The sequence below is a fragment of the Pseudomonas sp. P5_B3 genome, assembly GCF_056400405.1.
On sequence record NZ_JBFULI010000025.1, the window covers coordinates 1 to 23,580 of the forward strand.

At 56.0% G+C, this 23,580-nt stretch carries 23 protein-coding genes; 8 read left to right on the forward strand and 15 right to left on the reverse strand.

The genetic code is table 11. The annotated features are described in order from the left end of the window. Both AC1DRN_RS15910 and AC1DRN_RS15915 read right to left on the reverse strand, forming a co-directional pair. The coding region (locus AC1DRN_RS15910; RefSeq protein ID WP_477786746.1) for a protein kinase domain-containing protein at positions 1-671 on the reverse strand (671 nt) is incomplete at its 3' end. Continuing rightward, on the reverse strand, positions 668-1,114 hold the full coding sequence (locus AC1DRN_RS15915) for a DUF3010 family protein (protein WP_223460221.1): 447 nt from the start codon (positions 1,112-1,114) through the stop codon (positions 668-670). The genes AC1DRN_RS15910 and AC1DRN_RS15915, both read right to left, overlap by 4 nt. Positions 1,115-1,663: 549 nt before the next feature. Here AC1DRN_RS15915 and AC1DRN_RS15920 point away from each other — a divergent pair. The 4 genes from AC1DRN_RS15920 to AC1DRN_RS15935 all read left to right on the forward strand — a co-directional run bounded on the left by AC1DRN_RS15920 (position 1,664) and on the right by AC1DRN_RS15935 (position 3,911). Further along, the gene (locus AC1DRN_RS15920; protein ID WP_223460219.1) at positions 1,664-1,975 is read left to right on the forward strand and encodes a DUF3077 domain-containing protein; all 312 of its coding nucleotides are present in this window, start codon (positions 1,664-1,666) and stop codon (positions 1,973-1,975) included. Positions 1,976-2,147: 172 nt separating this feature from the next. Beyond that, positions 2,148-3,284 carry an ImmA/IrrE family metallo-endopeptidase gene (locus AC1DRN_RS15925; protein WP_223460217.1) on the forward strand — a complete coding sequence of 379 codons (1,137 nt, stop codon included), beginning with the start codon at positions 2,148-2,150 and terminating at the stop codon, positions 3,282-3,284. Between the two features lie 5 nt (positions 3,285-3,289). Then, positions 3,290-3,385, forward strand: coding sequence for a DUF4411 family protein (locus AC1DRN_RS15930; RefSeq protein ID WP_263289711.1), 96 nt, complete (start codon positions 3,290-3,292; stop codon positions 3,383-3,385). A 214-nt stretch (positions 3,386-3,599) separates the two neighbouring features. Further along, positions 3,600-3,911, forward strand: a complete 312-nt coding sequence (locus AC1DRN_RS15935) for a DUF3077 domain-containing protein (RefSeq protein ID WP_223460212.1) — start codon at positions 3,600-3,602, stop codon at positions 3,909-3,911. Between the two features lie 138 nt (positions 3,912-4,049). Here the strand turns inward: AC1DRN_RS15935 and AC1DRN_RS15940 are convergent, their stop codons facing one another. The 11 genes from AC1DRN_RS15940 to AC1DRN_RS15990 are packed head-to-tail and all read right to left on the reverse strand — an operon-like array spanning position 4,050 to position 15,271. Continuing rightward, positions 4,050-5,348, reverse strand: a complete 1,299-nt coding sequence (locus AC1DRN_RS15940; RefSeq protein WP_223460210.1) for an FAD-dependent oxidoreductase — start codon at positions 5,346-5,348, stop codon at positions 4,050-4,052. Further along, positions 5,348-5,920 (reverse strand): c-type cytochrome, encoded by a 573-nt coding sequence (locus tag AC1DRN_RS15945; protein ID WP_223460208.1) that lies wholly within the window; start codon positions 5,918-5,920, stop codon positions 5,348-5,350. Before AC1DRN_RS15945 ends, AC1DRN_RS15940 begins: the two co-directional genes overlap by 1 nt. 8 nt (positions 5,921-5,928) lie before the next feature. Beyond that, on the reverse strand, positions 5,929-6,366 hold the full coding sequence (locus tag AC1DRN_RS15950; RefSeq protein ID WP_223460206.1) for a hypothetical protein: 438 nt from the start codon (positions 6,364-6,366) through the stop codon (positions 5,929-5,931). 42 nt (positions 6,367-6,408) lie between these two features. Next, positions 6,409-7,023: a hypothetical protein gene (locus AC1DRN_RS15955; RefSeq protein ID WP_223460204.1), complete on the reverse strand. Its 615-nt coding sequence runs from the start codon at positions 7,021-7,023 to the stop codon at positions 6,409-6,411. Between the two features lie 42 nt (positions 7,024-7,065). Then, entirely contained in the window at positions 7,066-7,626 is a 561-nt protein-coding gene (locus AC1DRN_RS15960; RefSeq protein WP_223460202.1) for a hypothetical protein, read from the reverse strand. Further along, complete coding sequence (locus AC1DRN_RS15965) at positions 7,623-8,438, reverse strand: aldo-keto reductase family protein (RefSeq protein WP_223460200.1); 816 nt, start codon at positions 8,436-8,438, stop codon at positions 7,623-7,625. The genes AC1DRN_RS15960 and AC1DRN_RS15965 overlap by 4 nt, the downstream gene beginning before the upstream one ends. Beyond that, entirely contained in the window at positions 8,438-11,257 is a 2,820-nt protein-coding gene (locus AC1DRN_RS15970; protein ID WP_223460198.1) for a hypothetical protein, read from the reverse strand. Before AC1DRN_RS15970 ends, AC1DRN_RS15965 begins: the two co-directional genes overlap by 1 nt. Beyond that, on the reverse strand, positions 11,254-12,051 hold the full coding sequence (locus AC1DRN_RS15975; protein WP_223460196.1) for a hypothetical protein: 798 nt from the start codon (positions 12,049-12,051) through the stop codon (positions 11,254-11,256). The genes AC1DRN_RS15970 and AC1DRN_RS15975 overlap by 4 nt, the downstream gene beginning before the upstream one ends. Next, entirely contained in the window at positions 12,048-13,439 is a 1,392-nt protein-coding gene (locus AC1DRN_RS15980) for an MBL fold metallo-hydrolase (RefSeq protein ID WP_223460194.1), read from the reverse strand. Before AC1DRN_RS15980 ends, AC1DRN_RS15975 begins: the two co-directional genes overlap by 4 nt. Beyond that, positions 13,430-14,998, reverse strand: a complete 1,569-nt coding sequence (locus AC1DRN_RS15985; protein ID WP_477786747.1) for an MBL fold metallo-hydrolase — start codon at positions 14,996-14,998, stop codon at positions 13,430-13,432. The genes AC1DRN_RS15980 and AC1DRN_RS15985 overlap by 10 nt, the downstream gene beginning before the upstream one ends. A gap of 6 nt (positions 14,999-15,004) precedes the next feature. After that, positions 15,005-15,271 carry a hypothetical protein gene (locus AC1DRN_RS15990; RefSeq protein WP_223460190.1) on the reverse strand — a complete coding sequence of 89 codons (267 nt, stop codon included), beginning with the start codon at positions 15,269-15,271 and terminating at the stop codon, positions 15,005-15,007. Between the two features lie 715 nt (positions 15,272-15,986). Here AC1DRN_RS15990 and AC1DRN_RS15995 point away from each other — a divergent pair. From AC1DRN_RS15995 to AC1DRN_RS16010, 4 genes are read left to right on the forward strand one after another with little or no spacing between them, the layout of a single operon-like run. Continuing rightward, on the forward strand, positions 15,987-16,463 hold the full coding sequence (locus tag AC1DRN_RS15995; RefSeq protein ID WP_223460188.1) for a formate dehydrogenase subunit gamma: 477 nt from the start codon (positions 15,987-15,989) through the stop codon (positions 16,461-16,463). Further along, positions 16,460-18,022, forward strand: coding sequence for a formate dehydrogenase beta subunit (locus tag AC1DRN_RS16000; protein WP_223460186.1), 1,563 nt, complete (start codon positions 16,460-16,462; stop codon positions 18,020-18,022). Before AC1DRN_RS15995 ends, AC1DRN_RS16000 begins: the two co-directional genes overlap by 4 nt. Beyond that, a complete protein-coding gene (gene fdhF, locus AC1DRN_RS16005) occupies positions 18,019-20,901 on the forward strand; it encodes a formate dehydrogenase subunit alpha (protein ID WP_223460184.1) in 2,883 nt (960 codons plus the stop codon). Before AC1DRN_RS16000 ends, fdhF begins: the two co-directional genes overlap by 4 nt. Beyond that, a complete protein-coding gene (locus AC1DRN_RS16010; RefSeq protein ID WP_046040259.1) occupies positions 20,898-21,119 on the forward strand; it encodes a formate dehydrogenase subunit delta in 222 nt (73 codons plus the stop codon). The genes fdhF and AC1DRN_RS16010 overlap by 4 nt, the downstream gene beginning before the upstream one ends. Positions 21,120-21,272: 153 nt before the next feature. Here AC1DRN_RS16010 and AC1DRN_RS16015 read toward each other — a convergent pair whose 3' ends face one another. Continuing rightward, positions 21,273-21,617: a potassium channel family protein gene (locus tag AC1DRN_RS16015; RefSeq protein WP_223460182.1), complete on the reverse strand. Its 345-nt coding sequence runs from the start codon at positions 21,615-21,617 to the stop codon at positions 21,273-21,275. Between the two features lie 306 nt (positions 21,618-21,923). Next, on the reverse strand, positions 21,924-23,567 hold the full coding sequence (locus AC1DRN_RS16020; protein WP_223460180.1) for a fatty acid--CoA ligase: 1,644 nt from the start codon (positions 23,565-23,567) through the stop codon (positions 21,924-21,926). Between the last annotated feature and the right edge of the window lie 13 nt (positions 23,568-23,580).

Sequence of the window (23,580 nt, forward strand, 5' to 3'; positions counted from 1 at the left end):
GAATTAGTTAGCCACGCAATCTCCTCATATGGCAGAAATCCGCCCAAAGCCTGGTAAAGAAAAACACCAGTCTGATATACATCCCCAGTAAAGCCATATCGATTTGAATCAATTGATTCAGGAGGCCTATAGAGCATTGAATGCTTCGAACCAGGAACAACTGAATTACCCTCAGGAATTTTCTTTATTGATCCAAAATCCCCAATAACCGCTACACCTTCATCTTTTATGTAAATATTTTCAGGTTTCAGATCTCGATGTAGAAGCCTTTGCTGATGCAGATGAGTTAGACCATTCAGAAGTTGACAGGTAAGGTCCAACGCAGCTAAGCTCCCTACATTTCGCTTTAGGTACTCATCTGCGTCCCCAATTTCATAGTATGGGGTGACAAAATATGCGTAAGAGGTATCAGCGTAACCAGCATCATAAATTTCAATTACATTTGGCGATCGTATTTCAGATAGTGCCTGGGGTTCAACATGCAATGACTTATCACCTCCCCAGTAGTAAAACTTTACTGCGACACGAATACCACTCACCCTATTTCTACCAAAAAATAAATAACCATTCGCACCTTTATTGGACTCTCGCTCTAGCTCTATATTCTGAGCCAACCGAAGCAAACACTCCCTTATCGGTTTCGGGAGAGCGCTACCAATATAAAAACTCATCTTGATGCACACTGAGCTGTAAAATATGCAACCTCCTGATACTTGTTCATACTATCAGGCCGAAGCCAATTATTCTTTTTTTGGTCTTTTGCTATCGTTTTACTGTGAACCACTATCACATCCGCATCCGGGCACAACTGAAATATCGCCTCCATCTTAAAAGTAATTCCGCCCCCAGCAAACCTTCCTGAGTCCTGTCTTTGCTTTATTGCAAATAGCTCTATATGTTGATCACGTGCAAATGCATTAACAGCCTCATAAAAAAACCTAGCCGACCGTCTATCCAAGCTATCACCAAAAGTTATCTTCTTGGTATTACACTCCTGCCAGTTACCGTCATCGACAATCGCAAATATAGCATCACCCCCACTAAGCTCAACCCCACAAATTTTCATTCGCACTCCCTGTATATATTTACATTGCAGTAAACTATATTCTTTCAAACCTCGCTTCCATTCCAATCAAACTAAACGCAACAGCATTTAACCCTGACATTTTACGYACGGCACCAGCCTCCAAACTCGGTGTTTCGATTAAAACTAGCACATTATATGAATACTGCTAGAAACCTACGACTACGCGATACCTGATTGCACATACGCGCGGAACGCAATTTCGAGGTTGCGGGAAAAAGGTCTGCACGATACCCTCCCACCGTCGCTGCCAATTCAGCGACCGGGTGTGGAAACCCGCGTAATTCAAGGCGCAACAGCGCCCCCATCACGTCTGCCGGCGCTTTTTTAATGCCTGCGGCGTGAGTTATGGCGGCTGTGCGTGGGACGTCTTCGGGCGTGCCGGTTTCCTTGATTCCCGGTTTTCCACCCTGCGCACAGCTGTCACCCATTCGTGTGGTAACGAACGTGGCAGCTCCTCGTATCAAGGAGTTGGATAATACGCAGTATCAATCCGTTTGAAATTTGGCTTTCCCCTCTACGCCACTCCCAATCGCGTAACCCCCTCCCCCATTGCCTCTCCATCCTCGGAGGTGGCCAATGACCGAACAACCCGAACTCAAAACCATCGGCCTAACACCGGCCATCTACTGCGCGGATCAAGCGCTGTTCCATGTCACGCGTGATGTTCCCCTTGGGGATGCGTTGGCGATGGCTTCTGATTTTCTGTTTCTGGCCAAGGCGCTGAGCAAGGATGCGGCTTATGCCAGGGATACGGACTATCACGCCTGGGCTGCGCATTATTTGACGGCGATGGGGAAGGCGGTGGTGGATGATGTGGTGAAGGTGCTGACGCGGAATCGTACTTCTACAACGACACCTAAGCAGCCGACGGCGAAATCCGAAGGATAGCGCCTGAGGACCGATGAGCCCCGAGTTATTCGGGGCTTACAAATATGCTGCGCTCGGTGACCAAAAACACGTGACGGCCCCCCTCCCTTGTAGTCAGATACGGCTATCGTTTGAATTGGCTATGTAGAGGCATTTTTGCTGGAATGGTTATGACACCAAAACGGAATCACACATGGAAGCGCTGATTAATCCGGACGTTCTGCGATGGGCGCGTGAGCGAGCATCCCTGAGCACGAGCACCCTGGCCAAAAGTCTTGGTACGCAGGAAGACAACGTGCTGGCCTGGGAGCAAGGCAAGAAAAAGCCCTCCTTCAACCAAGCCATGAATTACGCCCGACAGACGTACATCCCGTTTGGGTACCTCTACTTGTCTCAGCCACCAGTGGAAAGCCTTCCGCTGCCGGATCTCAGAACAATCAATGGAAAACGTGACCACGGATACAGTCTCTCCCTCATGGATACCATCAGGTGGGCCATGGAAAGACAAGAATGGTATCGCGACTACCTGATCAGCCAAGGCGTCACTGAAAATAGAATTGTCGGAAGGTTTTCGGTAAGCGACAGCGTGGCAGTAATCGTTGCAGACATCCGAGCGACCTTAGGCATACCGAACAAACCAACCCGCGGAGATTTTGATGACTACTTCAAGGACCTGATAAGCAGAATTGAAACAGCGGGCATCCTTGTAATGCGTAACAGCATTGTCAACAACAATACGAGCAGGCCATTGTTTGTAGAGGAGTTCCGAGGTTTTGCAATCAGCGATAAATTAGCGCCGGTCATTTTTATCAATACAGCCGATTGCCCTGAGGCAAGACTGTTCACGTTAGCTCATGAACTGTCTCATATCTGGATAGGTCGTTCTGGCGTATCTGACGGTGACCCTGCAAATCATAGATCGGAAGAAATCTTGTGTAATGCGGTAGCGGCAGAGCTATTAACGCCCGAGCGCGAATTCCTCGCCTCTTGGGAGGCTGACATTGAATGGCAAGAAAACATTCCCTCCTTAACAAAATTCTTCCATGTTAGTGGCTGGGTGATAGCCAGGCGCGCCCTGACTTTCAATCTCATAACACCATCCGAATATGGTGCATTTATTGCCAGAAAGATCGCTGAGCACAAAGCTCGCAGCAAGAATGGCACGCCGGCATACAACAGACTGCAGACAGGGCGAGTCAGCAAAACGCTTGCTACAGCAGTGGCAAGTGAAGCATTAAGTGGAAGAATGCTTTATCGAGATGCAGCGCGTCTGATTGGCGTGAAGCCGCACAAGCTATCTGACTATTCTAAAAAGAAACTTGGATTTTGAGTTATTTGCTAGACGCGAATTCCTACATACAGGCGAAAAATACTCATTACCGGATGGGTTTTTATCCTGGTTTCTGGGATTGGTTAGACAACGCTTATTGAGAAGCTGGGGCAGTCAACTTCCATGCTCCAGAAACAAGAAGGCCCGAACGTAATGCCGGACTGAGCCAGCACCAGAGGATCGGGCGCGATTGACATCAATGCTGCCGCAGCCAAATGACCAAGTCAATGTGTACGAAATTTGGCTTTTCCTTTCACACAAGTCCCAATCGCGTAACCCCCTCCCCCATTGCCTCTCCATCCTCGGAGGTGGCCAATGACCGAACAACCTGAACTCAAAACCATCGGCCTGACACCGGCCATCTACTGCGCGGATCAAGCGCTGTTCCATGTCACTCGCGGCGTTCCTCTCGGCGATGCATTATCCATGGCCTCCGATTTCCTGTTCCTGGCCAAAACCCTCACTGAAGATGCCGCCTATGCCAGAGACACTGACCGCCACGCCTGGGCTGCGCATTATCTGACCTCGCTGAGTAAGGCATTGGTGGATGATGCGGTGAAGGTGCTGACGCGGGACCGGACGGTTGTGACGACACAGAAACGGGCCGAGGCGAAGGCTGTGGATTAGTCGCTGTAAGACTGTGAAGTTAGCCCCGAGTCAATCGGGGCTTTCAATGCGCAGTCGGGTGAGCGCGATCATGGGGCGGTTCAAGGTGTGTTGATATGCAGTTTAGTGGCGAGGGAGATGATTCCCCAACAGCTATCACTACCCGAACGCCTCTTTCACCATGCTCTCGAACATGCTGTAGGCTGACCGCGCTTCACGAGAGTGATCTTCCCGAACAGCCTCCAGTGGTGTAATCCGCAAAGTCTCTACTTCAATAATGTTAGTGACGGCGTCATGCCGATAGTCCAGAAACACCGAAATGCCGTAGTCATCTCCACAAAGGCTATAGCAGACATTCATGTAATAGGGTTTCAGCAACGGTAATCCACGTCGCATATGGTGGATTGCCAATGCGCAGACACGTGCCTGACAAGTAGCCGCAAATGCCGACTTCGGCAGTTTCTCGGCATAGGCCGCGTCGCCAATGACATGCACGCCCGGCACCTGTAGCGACTCAAGAGTTTGCGTATTGACTGGACACCAGCCGTGATCCGCCGCCAGACCGTTGCGATGGGCAAAATTATCCGCGCGCTGAGCGGGAATGATGTTTATTACATCACCAGCAACAGGACCTGAGTCGGTCAACAGACGACGTCCCTCCCTGTCCAGCGCCCGCACGGTTCCTCCTTCCCTGGCGCCGATCCAGCGTATAACGCTGTCCTCGCTGCCGTAATCGTAAAGTTGCGTCCACGCCTGTTCGAACTGAGCCTGTTTGGCAAAACGTGGCTTGGCGTCAAGCACGATCACTTGCGACTTCGGCTTGTGGTTTTGCAGGTATTGCGCAATCAGACTGGCCCTTTCGTAGGGCCCTGGCGGGCATCGATAATCATCCTGAGGTGCGGCGATCAATACCGTGGCACCGTCGCGCATTTCCATTAGCTGGCGGTTTAGCAGGCGCAATTGTTCGCCACCACCCCAGGCATGGGGAAACAGTTGCTCATCTGCGGGTTCGTATCCGGCAATCGTGTGATGCCGGAAACCGATGCCCGTTGCCACCACGCAGCGGTCATAACCGAAAATGTGACCCGTACGGGTGTAGACCTGCTGCGTTTGAGGGTTGATCGAAATCGCGTGGTCGTAAACTACTTCTATCCCGCTCTCGACTAGTCTTTGGTAATTGAACTTCAACGATTGTTCGCTGCGTTTTCCGACCAGGAATTCAGCCCCCAAGGGGCAGCTATGGTACTGCGGGTTGGGCTCAACCAGGACGATACGAACTTCGGGGTCAAGCCGCTTCAGTGTGCGGGCAAAGGTCGCACCGGCAAAACCGCCACCGATGACTACAACCGTAAAGTCTCCTCGCCGGGTCGCTCCTGCGCTCATCGCCATCGTATAAAAGGTCGAGAGACCAATCCCCGTCGCCAACCACTTGAGTAGCCGTCTTCTTTCCTGATCCATCAGTGGTCAAGCTCCAGAGTCCAGTTTTCCAGATAGGCCAGAACACTTTGCAGTTCTGTGTCGCTCAATGCCGACACCGCTGCGGTCATGTCTGCTGACATCGTTCGCCTTCCCTTTTGCAAGTCGTCCATGACGGCGCGGGTGTATTCGATATTCTGGCCTCGTAACCGAGGCGAGGAATCAGCCTTGTCGTCATGGCACCCGGCACATTGACGTTTGTAGATAGACTCGCCGGGCGCTGCGTGGACATCGACAGTCGAACGCGCCTTCACGTTGATAGAGCTGAATCTGCTGGCCAGCAACCGCGCATGTTTCTCGTCCACCCGCTCCATTACCCGGTTCATGATGGTGCCCTTGAGGGAGCCGTCGCGGTATTGGGTGAGTGTTTGCAACAGATAGGCATGCGGCTGACCTGCGATCGACGGAATGATCCCGCCCTCCCTCAGCCCGGACGTACCGTGACAATTGATACAGCCGTTGCTGACCATCAGGCTGTCAACGGCTGGCTGCGCCAGTACCTGTCCCCAGAACTGAGTCAGCCAAATCATCACGACAGCGATCATTCTGAACATGGCGAGGCCTAATCTGTCAGCACATTGCTCAGGTACACCTTGCTGCTGGCGAGATACTCTTTGGGAATGTCATAACCACCATAGGCTTTGACATGCCCGTCGATATACCCTGCCAGCGCCTCACGGGACGCAAAAATCTTCTTCGCCCGCTCATAAGCCGCCATGTCCTGATAGATCATCAAATGAATCAGGGGCTCACCCGGCTCCGTCGGCACCAGGTTGATGACTTTCACGCCAGCCTTGGCACTACGGCCGTAGGTTTTCATATAGGTCGCCTGGGATTGGACGAACTGTTCCAGAAACTCTTTTTCCTTGCCTTGTGGTGGCTCGAAAACAATGGTCATCGCCTTACTTGTAACAACAGGCACCTCGACTGAAGTTGCTTGCGCATGACCGAAATGGGTGTAAAAGAACAACAAGCCCAACACTGCAGTAATATTATTCATATTCAATACCTGTCTAAATGGATTGATTGGATGAGCTTTTAATTACTTGTGCAATATGACCGATATCATTCGCCCACCCGATTCGCGGGTCGGATCGTCAGTCTCTCTGACCGCAACTTCAACAGGACTTACTTCTACCCGTCGATAATGTTCATAAATGACCTTCTGATAGAGTTCATCAAGCCATGGGTGAATGCAAAATAACGCCAGGCGTCCACCTTCAAGCAAAAGTGACTGTGCTGCAAACACAATGAATTGCAGGTTTTCTTCAATGACTGATTCGATGTCGTCATTGAAGGGATCGAAGAAAATCGCTGAAAAACGTTTATCCATTCCGTGCAGTTGCTGCCAGTAGCCGGGAATCAACTGCACACCGCTACGCCCTGTTTGCCACGCGTCGGCCCGATCCAGTATCTGCGGATGAGGTTCGACAATTGTGTGGCCGGCCGGCCGCGCTTGCTGAATCATGGTGGCGGAAATGCCCATGCCGAAACCGATTTCCAGCACTTCATCCCGGTCACTCAATGCCATACCATCGACCAGATGCTGGATCAGAGGGCGTTCCCACTCATGCATCACATAGGCGTCACCGATACGCAATGAATCGGTCGAGTAAAAAGCTCGGGCTTCAAGATAGTCTTTTCTGAGCGGTTCCATGAAATCTCCATTTCCTCGTGAACATCCATTTACCAATGGTCATCAAGTGACCAGTCTAAGTTCAGGCCTGGTGTAAAACGCGTCGGCCGCGCGGATATTGGATTGCAGTAACACCCACTGAAATCCTACGCCGAAACAAATGCGGCCAAATATGGCAAGCGCGTGTTCATCCAGATACAGTGAAAATGATTTGAGCAGAGCAACACCTTGCCCACTCAAACAGGCCACCACCAGTTCAAGCATCAACTGGTCGAAGTAAAGCACCATGGTTCGATTTTTTCCGGACTCGAGCATTGCCTGTAACCGGGCGGCGAATTTGTGATAAATCACGGCGAGAGAATCGCTGTTATCCAAGCCGGCGTGCTCATCCAGTAACCAATCCGCCTTGCGCGCTCCAAAGATCAACTCCGGGTCGTAATACTCTTCTGGCCATTCATATGTTTCCAACCCGCATTCAGCGGCCAAAACCAGATCCTGCTGATAACAGCGAGAGCAGCCCGAGACAAACAAGGCATCAGCATGCGCCGCCGCTATCGCTTGAAAGCTCTCAAGACTGGCGGGCATTCGCAGTTGCGAGGCGCGACGCATCAAAATCAGGGTCATCGATACCTCCCGCTGGACGCTTCGAATTTGATCAATTCGGCAATATGTTCCGCACTGCCAGCTCCGACGATGCAAGCCCTGACCCCCACATGGTTCAACGCATAATCCAGCGCCGGCGCCAGTGGAATGATGCCGCCAGCCAGACAGTGCAACGCGTACAGCGGCCAGCGATGTTTGATCGTTTGAAGATGAGCGAGGGTTGCAACGTCATCCATTTGCAGGAGGTTGACAGATGTCAGGACGCCATCGAACCTTAGATGCTCCAGCAGCCACAGGCATTGATCGGTCAGATTGAACGTCAACATCAACCATTGCGTGCCTGACACTGCTCGAGTGATGAGTCCTCGGACAATTTGCTCAATCAACGAGGTATGGCCTTGCGCCAGCAAAATATCGAGCCAGTCACCACCGACGCTGACCAGACGAGGCGCAAAGCGATTGATGATTTCGATGTCCGCGTCGATCTGCTCAAGATCCGGCAGGAATTCGTATTGCGACGATCTATAGTAATGGGTCGGGTTCTGTTGGACTTCACTGACGCTGAGCAGCCTCGCCGACGATTTGTCGATGACTTTAATCAGAAACCGGGAATGGTAGAGATGTCGAAACGTGACGTCCTTCAATGCTTGGCTGAAAGCCTGCGCCGTTACCCAATCGCCACTGCAAAGACCAAGCCCCGAACGCTGCGATACCGTCCTCGCCCAGCTCTCCACTTCTTTATTGGAGTACGGGCTGCCGTAACGCTGAAGGAAGCCGCGATCCCCCAAATAAATGTCGGGGTGTTGCGTGTCAAAGCTATTCGGGGAAGGCATCAGCGGACAATCTCCAGCAAGTCGATGGTGGGATCAAGGTCAAGCCTGTGGTCTATCAGCACCAATGTATTCGTGGAGGATTGGCCATAATTTTGCAGTCGCGTGGCTGCATCGACTGCAGCTGAAACCGTCAGTGACAGAAACACTTCATCCAGCAACACCAGTTGGCTGCCGTCGGCCGGAAGGGCTTCCAGCCATTCCATCAAAGCCCCAACCACATCGTTAGTCTTGAAGATCAGCTCCATGACCGTCGGATTGAAGTACCAGGTCTGTAATGAGTGGTCTGGGATCAAAGAGTCTTGCGCCACACTCTGGACTTCGATCACCCCGGCAATGCCTTTCAGATAATCGCTCTTGCCCGTTCCCGAAGCGCCCCGGAGCAGTTGCAGGCCACTTCTTTGCATTGTCAGTGGGAGGTAACCCCGTCGGGCGCTGAAACCGCTGATATGAATAGTCTTGCCATTGATCCGAACAGGAACCTTGAGTTTGTTCGAACTGAAACTCAGCAATCGATCAACCGAAATGGACTGCGATTTGAACCCAGTAATGGCAAGAAAGACATTGGACAAGTCTGAGCGCACCAACAACAACGCAGTGACAGCCAGAACAAAACCGGCGCCGGACGCCTGATGAAATGCGCCAAGCATGACGATCAAGACAATGGCCATATCGCTGAGCAAGGTACAGCTGGCGGCACAAATGGTGCGCGCAATCACACTGATCATGCATGCCTCATAGAAATGGGCCAGGCCTTGCAGAACGACAGTTTGGCGAGTCTGAGCCAGCCACCCGCCAAGCTTTTCGAGCCCGCTGATGCCTGCACCGGAAAGAGAATGACTGCCCTGCGTCGACCTGATCAGGGCATCGAATCCGGCGACGGTTGCTAATCTCGAGCGGTACAACTCGTTCATTGACAGTCGATAGAGGCAAACCAGTGCGCCAGTAAAAACGCCAGCCAGCATCAACCCCGACAGACCAAAACCGAACCACAGAGCACCGATGCTGCACGTCAGCAACGCACCGACCCACGCCATGTCGTGGGCGTACCAGGCGATACGTTCAAATGCGGTAGTGACATCACGCGACACAACCTGCAGGTGGTTGGTTCTGCCTCCAGCGCGCGTATCCCGCAGTCCTTCCCTGAGTGCCTGCGCCATACGCGCGCGCAGTGACGACTCGATATAAAGGCCGGCACAGATACCTGTTGCGATGCCCGCAATGACATAGGCCAGTATCCAGCCTGCGCCTGGATCGTACTCCGGCAAGGTGAGGTTGCCTGCGTAGCTCATCATCACGGCGGGAACCAACAAAGCGATCACGCCCCAGACGGACCACTTCAGAAGTTGCACGAGGCCGAAATATCCGCTCGATGCAGTCGACTGATTTTTGGGTTTGGGGGCATCCATTGCGCCTCCCTGGTACTCGTCGCTGCGCCGACTATCGAGCGCCTTTGATGCCGTGGTGCAAAAACGTATATCTGCGAAGGCAGACAACGTATCTCTGACAGCTAGTGCCGCGGCGCTGTCCAGTGATGAAAGATCGTTATCGATCAATAAGCACCGACCTTGCAGACGGGCAAGAAAAACGCCCCGAATTAGTTGCAAGCGCAAGCGCTGGCCACTGGAAAGATTGCTGGCGTCGAGATCGATGTATTTGTCTGCGACCTCGCGGGGCGTCTTGCCCAATTCCGGCACGAGCCTGAAATGCGTCATGAGCGCATGGACTTGCGTGGTGTCTTCGGGCAGAACACCAGGAATCAGACCCAGGAGTGTGGAAGGCCAGACTGGCCAGTTCTCATCGAAAAGGATCTCATATCGAGAGTCAGCGACACCGGACCGGGCGGGTGACTCTGAGCAGCAGTCAACGAACAGTGTATCCAGTTCGTCAAGGGATCGACCGACCGTTTTATAGCTTAGGTAAGCTCTTGGCATGCCGAGCATCGCCGACAACAACGGGATGGCCAGCCAGAAAACAGCGCCTTCCCAGGACAACAGATAAGCCGTTGCACCGATACTCGCCAACAGGATAAAAGGCACAAGACGCCCGAAGCCAACGATGTAACTGTCTGCACCGCGCAACAACGTATCTCGATTGCGCAGGCACAGCTCTTCATTCAGGGTGCTGCCAATGCGCTGCTGCTCGCTTTGGTCGGCGAACTGTTTGAGCAACGGCCCATGTTGCAGCCACTGCGAGCACTGTTCCGTTCGCTTGGTCACCTTATCCATGATCTTGTTGTAGTTACGATCAGCAAGCCTGGAGAGTCCGTAGGAGACCGGAATGAACACAGCAATCATTCCGACTACGGCGAGTCCCACAGGGCCGTACATTGCCACCACGCCCAACGTGGCCAACAGCAAAAACGAAGGGATCGCAAACAGATTCAGCGAAGCACCCACTCCGTCCATCACCACGGTGAGGTCACGCGAAGCCAGCCTTTCCAGCACTGGCAGCGCTACGCTGGGTCTCACATGCATCGAAAGCAAATGACCGAAAATGTTACAGAACCGCAAGTTGAAGTATCGTTCGGCATTGATTTGCCCTACTACCACCAGAAATGAACAGCCCCCCAACATCAGCAAGATGACACCATCGCCCACCGCGAAGCTGTCAATACCTTGCCCGCCTACCAGACTCGACAATTTATAGATGAACAGCAGCGCAATGATGTACTGCGAGACGAGCAGCAGCAGGTAAGTCACCGTCGCGAGTGGCGAAAGCCTGAAGGCGACGCGCAGAATGCCGCCACGCAAACGGCAGACAGATGTACTGTCTGTTTGTGTAAACTTGATCGGCGGGGTGAAGCAGTACATCCACTTCATTGGATGGCTCTTTCGACATAGTCGCGATGAGGCGAGAGCGCTTGGACGGCCTGGTAGCAACGGTGAATTTTGCGAAAGTCGTATTCATCAATCGAACAGCCGCGATAGTGACAGTAACGCTGAACGATCCAGGCCAAATCCGGAGCGCACTTCATGTGCGGCAAGATGAAATTTGCCGCCGACATGACGTCGAACCAGACCGTACGCTGCAGCGACCAGGTTTCCAGATCGATGATCCGTACCCCCTCCAAACTGATTATGATGTGTTCCGGCTTTACGTCTCCGACACTCACCGGGTGTCGTTCAAGACCGGAACCGGCCTTTGCGCAACAGCATGAGTCAGGCTCGAACGCTTCCGAAGCCCTAGCCACGGTCAGATTTGAAACAGCGGCCTGATGCATCAAGGCGTAGGCCTGAATAATTCGATCCAGATCCCGGCGTGTCGCTTGCGCGGAACGTCCCGGAACGTGACTGAGCACAACTGCATGCAGCGTCGCATCGTGATGCAGAATTCGAGCAATTGGCCCGCCGCGGAACACCAGGTAGCCTTCGACTTCAGCCTGATAAAGCCGTTTCTCGAGATAGCGCTTGATCACAACCTGCTGTGCGGAGCCAGCGATGCGGCCCTTCCAGACTATCGATTTGCTCGACCCAGCGATTTGTTCAAGGGGCTGAAAAAGCCTCATTCCCGTCAGACTATCCAGCCACGTCTGAGTCTCTTGGGTGAGCTGATGTGCGCAAGCATCCGCCATCGGCTCGAGCGTTACGTTCCGAAAAACGCCTGCGCCACTCATACGCCGTTGACCAGAGAAAATTGATAACTGCGCCGAGCACGTTCCTCATCCACCTGCTCGCTGTAAAACTCAAGCCAAAATGCCAACGGGCTGTCATAGCGATCACAGACGTACCATTGGGATGCTGAGATGTTGATCAGTTCCCACACTTGCAACTCGCCCATGATCAACCGACTGAAATCCGCAAGGTCAACCCGAATGCCAAAGGGATACTGCTTGATCGCCGAGGCGCCCAGGCTTTCGACGCGGACAAACTCGACTCTGGAAACATCCAGGACAAAATCGATGCTTTGCGAGCCCTCTACCACTATTTGAATTACCAGCCTGCGGGCGCCCAATGGACGCCCGAGATAATGTGTCTGCGCCATGAGCACTTGGCCATAGGCCGTAATCGTCCATGTCCTGGCCATCGCGTCGAGATGAACCTTGAGTTCTTGCAGGCTGACTACTTCCCCTGCATTACGGGGGGGACTTTCTTGTTGCTCAGGTGGGTCATCCGTCAGGCTAATCCAGTGTGCGTTGTCACCCGGAAGCGCGGTGTTCACGTCGAAACTGTCGCCTGGCGCCAGCGCATACACCTTTCTGAGAAGCGACATCTGGCTCGCGATCTGCGCCAACTGACGGTTGCTCCACAAATGGTGGATTTTCTGCTTGGGATCGATGTAACCGTTACCGGCAATCAGCAACGTGACAGGCGCCTCAATTCTTCTCGAGGGCCGCGTCACGATCTCGTCCAATAACCTCAGCCCTGATATTCGGCCGTATTTCGGGTCCGCGACCGGCAACAGGTTGTCCAGCCCGATAGAACAACCATCAGCACTGGCCTGAAAGTTGTTGGTGACCACCATCACATTGGGCGGCGCAATGGTTCCGGCGTTGGCCTCGACATAGAAGCTGTCCGCTATTCGCGTGTCAGACTGAATGAACAGCGCCCGATCCCCGCTATCGCGAAGGTAGATTGATGCCACGCGATTGTCCCAGAACAATACATCCGTGCGCGGCATGTAAAAACGACAACGCAGCTCTCCGACTTCGAAATCCTGCTGGGTTTCAATGCAGAAAACGTGAAAACCACACTCTTGGAGCATTTCTCGCGCGACTAGGGGAAACAGTTCAGGCACATACACTCGGGTGCTGTTGAGTTTGTGCCGGTATACATTGTGCAAATGCGCTAGGGTCGCGGGGTGGAAGTGCTGCAGGTGCTCGGTCGTGAAGATGATCGCCTCCACTGCCGGCATCTGCGCGATCGACACCGTCCGTGAGGGGATTATCCGAAAACTGCAATGCGGGTCAGAGCCAAAGCCTTCCCCCAGTACCGGATCAATAAGCACATGTGTGCTGCCGGCGGTTACCGACCAGCTCTGATGGCCGATATTAATCAATTGCATGCCTTGACCTCCAGAGAGCCCATGGCACGGGTGATGATTTTGCCCAGCAATTGCGGGCTGCCGTTTTCACCGTAATAGCTGTAGAAAAATGGAATCAGCCCGTCAAAAATCCCGTGTTCGAACCAGGATTTGATCGAGACGCCCACAACGTCCCAGATCTGCGTATCACCCTCGGCCACGCCCATGAAGTCCACCAGCGGCATGCAGACACCGTAGGGATATTGCGCCATAAGTGCGTCGAGATTGGTCATTGGCTCGGCTTCGAATCTGCCACTGCACATGTCCAATGCATAACTGTGGCGCAGACCAAGCGCCTGCGATAAGAAACTGAAAACTATCCGGCGCTGGCCAAGCTTCTTGCCGCGGTAATGCGACATCTGCAAAGCCTTGCGACCGGTGATAAACAACATCAGGCTTTTCGCCAACCGATCGAGCTCGTCCTGACAACGGCGCAGTGTTTCGAAGTACTGCGCGGGTGAGTCGAAATCGGGTAACACCGAGGTGGCGACCTCGATGCAGCGCTTGCTGTCGATAAAGGTTTCCAGCTCCTCGATCAACAACTTGTGTTGAAGGTGATTGACCTTGATCCAGTCAATTGATTGGCTGACCGGGTCCGGCGCATCGAGCTCGATGTTTTCGCCGGGCAGAAGACCAATGACGTTGACGTCCAGGCTGAGCTGATTGGCCACCTGGCTGAGCATCGGCTGTTCGGAAAAGGGAAACGCGGCAAAACCGTCGAAACGCTTTATGAATCCGCCTCCGCACATGGCGATGTGTTCGGGTTGCGCAGGAAAGTCCTCCAGATAGGTAGTCAGCACCGAATTCAGTACACCAAGCCCTAGCGGGCCGGTCTTTCGATTGCTGTTCGGAGCATTTTTCGCCCAGTTTTCCAGCGATTGAAAAGCCCCCGGTGGCGACACCCGCGAATTGTTGGAAACAATGATCAGCTTCGGCGGCGCCACTTTTTCTTCGACGATATCGTTCTTGAACAGCTCCGACACCAGCGCATCCACCGCGATGAACACACCAGTCACAGGCCCCGCGGCCTCTTGCAGGTGAATCTGCGTGACCCGACTTTCCCAGAACGCAGTCTTCGGATCCGCCGGATAGAACTTCAGGCTCAAGTCCTTGACCACCAACGGTTCGGTGCTGTCGATTTCCGTCAGGCGGAAACCCAGGTCACGAATGCACTGCTTGACCGGTTCCACGATCGTCGCCCCCACCACAAACTGCGCGCTGCGCGGCAACAAATTAAGGGACTGAATATCAAAATGGTCGGAATGCTCGTGGCTCAGAAAAATCAGGTCAACATCCGCGAGGGCGCGATGATCTACGGATCTGGGAGGATAGATGTCGATGCGATACTGATCGACCAGACCAAAATCCTCACACAGCAGAGGGTCGATGAGGATTTTCGTAGCACYGTGCTCAATCAGCCACGTTTGATGGCCAATAAAAGTTGCCCGCATACATCGTTCCTCTCTTAGAGACGATATGACCTTGTGAATAAAAGCGTAATTCTGGAAAAGCAGGAAAATCCCTTCCCGCTTTTCGTTCAATGTCACTCAGCGGTGATAGGCACAGCTTTGTGCTTTGGTTTCCGAGACTTTTACTCGGGACTTTTTGATGGTTTCACGTAGCGCCTGAAGTTCTTCCTTGGTGAAGATTTCCTGGGCTTGTGGGGAGGACTGCGCAGTGGTGGTTTTAGTCATGACAGTTTCCTTGTCGATGTTGCGATGAATGATGGCCAGCGAACGCATCCCGGTTCGCTGTTTCGAATAAATAGCGCCGATCTCTTTCATTGTGCAAATTAGAAATGCGAGGAAACGCACTACAGCGTCCTACACCGCGGGCCGTAGGACCACGCTAACTCATTGATATTTCGGAAAACTTAATTAATCACTGACTGCTGTTTTGAGTAATTACGAAACAACGTGAAATATTTTTCTAAACCGCTCCATCTGCTTGTCTGCTCCCGGTGCTACATCCTTATGTAATTTTGTATTAGTGGGTTCCTGTCTTCAGTGCTAAAGGCGACACCCTTAAATTCGAACTTGATATGGACAGTTGAAAATCAACCAGGTTTTTCGCAGCATGCTGGAACGGCTGCGTCATCATTTGCGTCCATCGCGAGCACGCTCGCTCCTACAGCGTTTTCAGCAGTTCTGAGCCTTGGTTTGCCCTAGGATCTGATGCTTTTTTTGTCATGTAATGCTTGCTATACATCAGCCATCGACAAGCCCTTCGGGCATTAGGCCAGTGTGTGAACGCCCCTTGCAGCGCTCATCTAGACTTAATGATAGTCGTAGACAGAACCGAACACGTCGCTCTGGTGCAGCCGAATCAAGGGCCGCGTGGCAATCTGGCTTTTATGCCCCTTTAGAGGTGCGGCGAAGACCGTGCCGGGCACAACAAGATGCCCGCTCAGGGTGCCCTGGCCGACGGTTTGTAGATGCCACGATACCGTGACGTGGTGTAAATGCCGCAGCCGACACTTTCGGACAACCGACAACCACCTGGTTTGTCCGTGACTGTGAGGATTGCTGAATGCCTGATGAGATGTTGCACCTGCCTGTGGTCAACAGTCTGCTGGAGCGCCACAAGGGCTCTGCGGGTGCGCTGTTGCCCATTCTTCATGATATTCAGGAGAGCATCGGTTACATCCCCGATGTCGCCGTCCCCGAGATTGCCCATGCCCTCAACCTGAGTCAGGCCGAGGTTCGCGGGGTGATCAGTTTTTACCATGACTTCCGTACCGCACCGCCCGCGCGGCATATCCTGCGGTTGTGCCGGGCCGAGTCCTGCCAGAGCCGCGGTGCCGAGCAGTTGGCCGCGCAGTTGCGCGAGCGCCTGCAACTGGACGATCACGGCAGCAGCGCCGATGGCAGCATCAGTTTGCGTCCGGTGTATTGCCTTGGTGCTTGTGCCTGTTCGCCCGCTCTGGAGCTGGATGGCCGGGTGCATGCGCGGCTCAGTGCCGAGCGGCTGGATGCCCTGCTCGACGCTTGCCGGGAGGACGCATGATGCCGACGCTCTATCTGCCTTGTGATTCTCTTGCCTGTGCCGTGGGTGCCGATGAGGTCGCTGTGGCCCTGATCACTCAGGCCCGGGAACGCAATCTGCCGCTGGAGCTGCAGCGCACCAGTTCGCGCGGTCTGTATTGGCTGGAACCGCTGCTGGAAGTGGACAGCCCGCAAGGTCGTATCGGCTTCGGTCCGCTGACGGCGGCCGATGTGCCGTCGGTGCTTGATGCGCTGCAAGGCGAGCCATCCACGCATCCGCTGGCCTTGGGCCTGGTGGAAGAATTGTCTTATCTGAAGTCTCAACAACGCCTGTTGTTCGCCCGCGCCGGCATTACCCAGCCGCTGTCGCTGGAGGATTACCGGGCCCACGGCGGTTTCGAGGGTTTGACCCAGGCCATCGCCATTGGCGGCGAGCAGACCGCGACGGCAGTGTTCGATTCCGGCCTGCGTGGCCGTGGCGGCGCAGCCTTCCCCGCCGGGATTAAATGGCGCACGGTGCGTGGCACTCAGGCTGCGCAGAAGTACATTGTGTGCAACGCCGACGAAGGCGACTCCGGTACCTTTGCCGACCGCATGTTGATGGAAGGCGACCCCTTCCTGCTGATCGAAGGCATGGCGATTGCCGGCATTACCGTCGGCGCCACCTACGGCTACATCTATGTGCGCTCGGAATATCCGGATGCCGTGGCCACGCTGCGTGCAGCGTTGAACATCGCCCGAGATGCCGGTTACCTGGGCGCCGATGTCGGCGGCAGCGGCCAGGCCTTCGACATGGAAGTGCGCGTCGGTGCCGGTGCCTACATCTGCGGTGAAGAAACCGCGCTGCTGGACTCCCTCGAAGGCAAGCGCGGGATCGTTCGCGCCAAGCCACCGATTCCGGCGTTGCAGGGGTTGTTCGGCCTGCCGACGCTGGTGCACAACGTGCTGACCTTGGCCTCGGTGCCGCTGATTCTGGCCAAGGGTGCGCAGTTTTATCGCGATTACGGCATGGGTCGCTCGCTGGGCACCATGCCCTTCCAGTTGGCGGGCAATGTGCGTCGCGGCGGTCTGGTGGAACGGGCCTTTGGCCTGACCTTGCGGGAGCTGGTGGAAGACTACGGCGGCGGGACCGCCAGTGGCCGGCCGTTGAAGGCGGCACAGGTGGGTGGCCCGCTCGGCGCCTGGGTGCCACCTTCGCAATTCGACACGCCGCTGGATTACGAAGCCTTTATGGCCATCGGCGCGATGCTCGGTCACGGTGGTGTAGTGGTGGCTGACGACACACTGGACATGGCCCGCATGGCACGCTTCGCCATGCAGTTCTGCGCCGAGGAATCCTGTGGCAAATGCACGCCTTGTCGTATCGGTTCGACCCGTGGCGTCGAGGTGATCGACCGCCTGCTGGCCGCGCCAGACCAAAACAGTCGTGATGAGCAGGTGATCATCCTCAAGGACCTGTGCGACACCCTGCAATACGGTTCGCTGTGCGCGTTGGGCGGCATGACGTCTTATCCCGTGGCCAGCGCCCTCAAGCACTTCCCCGCTGACTTCGGTCTGCAAGCCTCGGAGGCCGAGCAATGATCACTCTCTTCGACCCGAAAACCGATATCGACCTCGGTACGCCGGCCCGCGACAGTCAGGTACAAGTCACCCTGAACATCGACGGCCGCAGCATCAGCGTGCCCGAAGGCACCTCGGTGATGCACGCCGCCGCGTTGCTGGGCACCACCATTCCCAAACTCTGTGCCACCGACAGCCTGGAACCTTTTGGCTCCTGCCGCATGTGCCTGGTGGAGATCGACGGCATGCGCGGTTATCCGGCGTCCTGCACCACGCCGGTCAGCGAAGGCATGAGCGTGCACACCCAGACGCCCAAGCTCGCGACCCTGCGCCGCAACGTCATGGAGTTGTACATCTCCGATCACCCGCTGGACTGCCTGACCTGCTCGGCCAACGGCAACTGCGAGCTGCAAACCGTCGCCGGCCAGGTTGGCCTGCGGGAAGTGCGTTATGGCTATGAAGGCGAGAACCATCTGGAGGACGTGAAAGACACCTCCAACCCCTATTTCGACTACGACCCGAGCAAGTGCATCGTCTGCAACCGCTGCGTGCGCGCCTGCGAAGAAACCCAGGGCACCTTTGCCCTGACCATTACCGGACGCGGTTTCGAATCCCGCGTGGCCGCTGCCGGTGGCGAGAATTTCCTCGACTCGGAATGCGTGTCCTGCGGCGCCTGTGTGCAAGCCTGCCCCACCGCGACCCTGATGGAAAAAAGCGTGGTCGAACTGGGCCAGCCCGAACGCAGCGTGATCACCACCTGTGCCTATTGCGGCGTGGGCTGCTCGTTCCGTGCCGAGATGAAAGGCGACCAACTGGTGCGCATGGTTCCCGACAAGAACGGCCAGGCCAACCACGGCCACTCCTGCGTCAAGGGGCGCTTCGCCTGGGGCTACGCCACCCACCCGGATCGCATCACCAAGCCGATGATCCGCAAGCACATCAGCGACCCTTGGCAGGAAGTCAGCTGGGATGAAGCAGTGACCTACGCCGCCAGTGAATTCCGCCGCTTGCAGCAAAAATATGGCCGCGACTCCATTGGCGGCATCACCTCCAGCCGCTGCACCAACGAAGAAACCTACCTGGTGCAAAAACTGGTGCGCGCCGCCTTCGGCAACAACAACGTCGACACCTGCGCGCGGGTCTGCCACTCGCCGACCGGTTATGGCCTGAAGCAAACGTTGGGCGAGTCCGCCGGCACCCAGAGTTTCGACTCGGTGATGCAGGCCGACGTGATCCTGGTGATGGGCGCCAACCCCAGCGACGCCCACCCGGTGTTCGCCTCCCAGCTCAAACGCCGCCTGCGTGAAGGCGCGCGGCTGATCGTCATCGACCCTCGACGCATTGATCTGGTGGATACGGTGCATGCCCGCGCCGAGTATCACCTGGCCCTGCGCCCCGGCACCAACGTCGCCATGCTCAACGCCTTGGCTCATGTGATTGTCACTGAAGGACTGCTCAACCAGGCCTTTATCGACGCCCGTTGCGAGGGTAGCGATTTCGCGATCTGGAGTGAGTTTGTCAGCCGTGCGGAAAACTCGCCGGAAGCCCTTGGCCCTGTCTGCGGTGTAGCCGCTGCCGACATCCGTGCCGCTGCGCGCCTGTATGCCACCGGTGGCAATGCGGCGATCTACTATGGCCTGGGTGTCACCGAGCACAGCCAGGGCAGTACTTCGGTGATGGGCATCGCCAACCTGGCCATGGCCACCGGCAACATCGGCCGCGAAGGCGTGGGCGTGAACCCGCTGCGTGGACAGAACAACGTCCAGGGCTCCTGCGACATGGGCTCCTTCCCCCATGAGCTGCCCGGCTACCGGCACGTCTCCAACGAGGTGGTACGAGCGCAGTTCGAACAGGCCTGGAACGTCACCCTGCAACCCGACCCGGGCCTGCGTATCCCCAACATGTTCGAGGCAGCCTTGGGTGGCAGCTTCAAGGGCCTGTATTGCCAGGGCGAAGACATCGCCCAGAGCGACCCCAATACCCAGCACGTCACCGCGGCTCTGTCGGCCATGGAATGCATAGTGGTGCAGGACATTTTCCTCAACGAAACCGCCAAGTTCGCCCACGTGTTCCTGCCGGGCTGCTCGTTCCTGGAAAAAGACGGCACCTTCACCAACGCCGAGCGACGCATCTCCCGGGTGCGCAAGGTCATGGACCCCCTGGGCGGCAAGGCCGACTGGGAAGGCACGGTGGCCCTGGCCAATGCCTTGGGCTACCCGATGAATTACCAGCATCCATCGCAAATCATGGATGAAATCGCCAGCCTGACGCCGACCTTCACCAACGTCAGCTACGCCGAACTTGAGCGCCATGGCAGCCTGCAATGGCCGTGCAACGCCGAGGCACCAGACGGCACGCCGACCATGCACATCGAAGAATTCGTGCGTGGCAAGGGGCGCTTCATGCTCACCGGCTACGTGCCCACCGAGGAAAAGGTCAACAGTCGCTATCCGCTGCTGCTGACCACCGGGCGCATCCTCAGCCAGTACAACGTCGGCGCCCAGACCCGGCGTACCGACAACGTCGCCTGGCATGACGAAGACCGCCTGGAAATCCACCCGAGCGACGCCGAGAGCCGTGGCATCAACGAAGGTGACTGGGTCGGCATCGGCAGCCGCGCCGGGCAGACCGTGCTGCGTGCGCGGATTACCGAACGGGTCGCCCCGGGCGTGGTGTACACCACCTTCCACTTCCCGGAGTCGGGCGCCAACGTCATCACCACCGACAACTCCGACTGGGCCACCAACTGTCCGGAGTACAAGGTCACCGCCGTGGAGGTCAGCCGCGTGTACCACCCTTCGGAGTGGCAGAAGCGCTTCCAGGAATTCAGCGACGAACAACAGCGCCTGCTTGATGCTCGTCGCCAGGAACGCGGGACCAAAGCCGAGGTGCGCCGATGAGTACGGACAACCTGATCAAGATGGCCAACCAGATTGCCCAGTACTTTGCCAGCCAGCCGGACCAGCAACAGGCGGTGCTCAGCGTGCGCAATCATATGCAGATGTACTGGGCGCCCAGCATGCGCAAGGAATTGCTGGCCTGGCAGACGGAGCATCAAGGGGCGGATTTGCACCCGCTGGTGCAGGCGGCGGTGACTGGGGCGGGTTGGGAGGCTTAGTCTTGGACGATCCCGACCGAACAGCTAAACAACTGTAGGAGCGAGCCTGCTCGCGATAGCGGTGTATCAGCCAGCACAAATGCTGAATGTTACGCAGCCATCGCGAGCAGGCTCGCTCCTACAGGGGGATTTGTGTTGTGGTTGGGATTTGCCCTACTCATCCCCCTTCCGCGCCGCCGTCACGGTCACTTCAATCGCCCGCACACTGATCGCCGCGAACGTCGCGGTCATCAGTACGCCGTTGAAACCCAGCAACACTGCCAGCACTCGCGAGACGCCCAATTTGGGCACCAGTTCTCCATAGCCGATGGTCAGGCCCGTCACGAAGGCGAAGTAGACACCGTCATCCGGGCTCCATCCTTCCAGTTGGGCGATGATGAGGCCGAACGCAATGATCACTATCAGCAGTATCGAGAAGATCGGCCACACCACTTTGAAATAGAACCAGACGGCTTTGTAGAACTCGTGGCGGACGTTTGATGCACGGGTGAAGTTCATGTCGTGGGCTTCCTGGGATTTGACTGACCGGCAATTGAATACGCGGCGGTTCAATACCCCGTTCAGCTTGGCACAAGCGCTGAAAACCGCGACCGACGGGGCGTTATCTTTGGCGAGGACTATGACAAAGATGACGCCCCGCAAACTATCCAGAAACCGCCTGGTGACGGTGGATTCTTGTAGGAACGAGCCTGCTCGCGATGGTCGTTAACGATTACGCGTGTTTACTGGTTAAACGCGGCGCTCTCCAGTCCATCGCGAGCAGGCTCGCTCCTACAACAACAGCAGCAGCGGCAGGTTTATCCCTCAGTTCGCTTCAGTTTCCCGGATCAGCTTCTTGTTGATCTTGCCGACGCTGGTCTTGGGGATTTCGGTCACGAACTTGAACTGCTTGGGGATCGCCCATTTGTTGATGCGCCCGCCGTCAACGAAAGCTTGCAAATGCACCTCCAGAATCTTGCGGTCGAGGTAATGCCCCGGTTCGCAGACGACCATGGCCATCGGGCGTTCACCCCATTGTTCGTCGGCAATGCCCACCACGGCGACGGACATCACGCCCGGGTGTTCGCTGATCAGGCTTTCCAGTTCAAGAGAGCTGATCCACTCGCCGCCGGTCTTGATCACGTCCTTGATGCGGTCCTTGATTTCCACGCCGCCCAGCTTGTCGATCGAGGCCATGTCTCCGGTGTGCAACCAGCCGTTGTGCCACAGCTCCGCACCTTTGTCCGGGGCTTTCAGGTAGCCCTGGGTCAGCCACGGCGCGCGCACCACGATCTCGCCCAGGGACTCGCCGTCATGGGCCACGTCATTGCCGTCGGCGTCGATGATCTTCAGGTCGACCATCGGCACCGGCGTGCCGGTCTTGATGCGGATCGGCAGTTGCGCTTCGGCGGACAGTTGCAGGTCTTCATCACGCAGGTACGTCAGGCACAGCAACGGACAGGTCTCGGACATGCCGTAGCCGGCGTGTACCACCATGCCTTTGGCATTGGCTTCGCTGGCCACGCCCAGGGTCAGCGCGCTGCCACCCAGGAGCATTTTCCAGCCGTCGAAACGGGTCGCCTTGCCTTCCTCGCAATTGAGGATCATCTGCAAAATGGTCGGCACGCAGTGGGAGAACGTCACCTTCTCTTCGCGGTACAACCTGACCAGGCTGTTGGGTTCGTAGCGGCCGGGGTAGACCTGCTTGATACCCATCAGGGTCGCGACATACGGCACGCCCCACGCATGCACGTGGAACATCGGCGTGATCGGCATGTACACGTCATCGGAACGCAGCAGCGGCTGGCCCTGATAGGCGCCCAGGGTGCCGACGGCATTCAGGGTGTGCAGGACCAGTTGGCGGTGCGTGAAGTACACGCCTTTCGGGTCACCGGTGGTGCCGGTGGTGTAGAACAGCGTGGCGACCGAGTTCTCGTCGAAATCTGGGAAGTCGTACTGGTCCGGGGCCAGGGACAGCAGGTGTTCGTATTCGCCCAGCACCGGCAGCGAGGTCGTGGTCGCTTCATCGTCGGTGAGTTGCAGGTAGCCTTTTACGGTTTCCAGCCGTCCGTGGATCTGCTCGACCAGGGGCAGGAAATCATCATGCACCAGCACCAGGTCATCCTCGGCGTGGTTCATGGTGAACAGCACCTGCTCCGGCGACAGGCGAATGTTCACCGTGTGCAGCACCGCGCCGATCATCGGCACGGCGAAGAAGCACTCCAGGTAACGGTGGCTGTCCCAGTCGAGCAGCGCCACAGTGTCACCGGCCTTGACCCCGGCCGCCGTCAGCGCATTGGCCAGGCGGCGAATACGCTTGTTGAGGGTCTGGTAGCTGTAACGCAGCTTGTCGGCGTAGACGATTTCCCGACCCGGCTGGTAGCGCACGCCGGACAGCAGCATTTGCTTGATCAGCAAGGGATAGGCATAAGCGCCGTCGGCGGGCGGGATTATTTTTGTCGCCATCATGATTAAGGTTCCT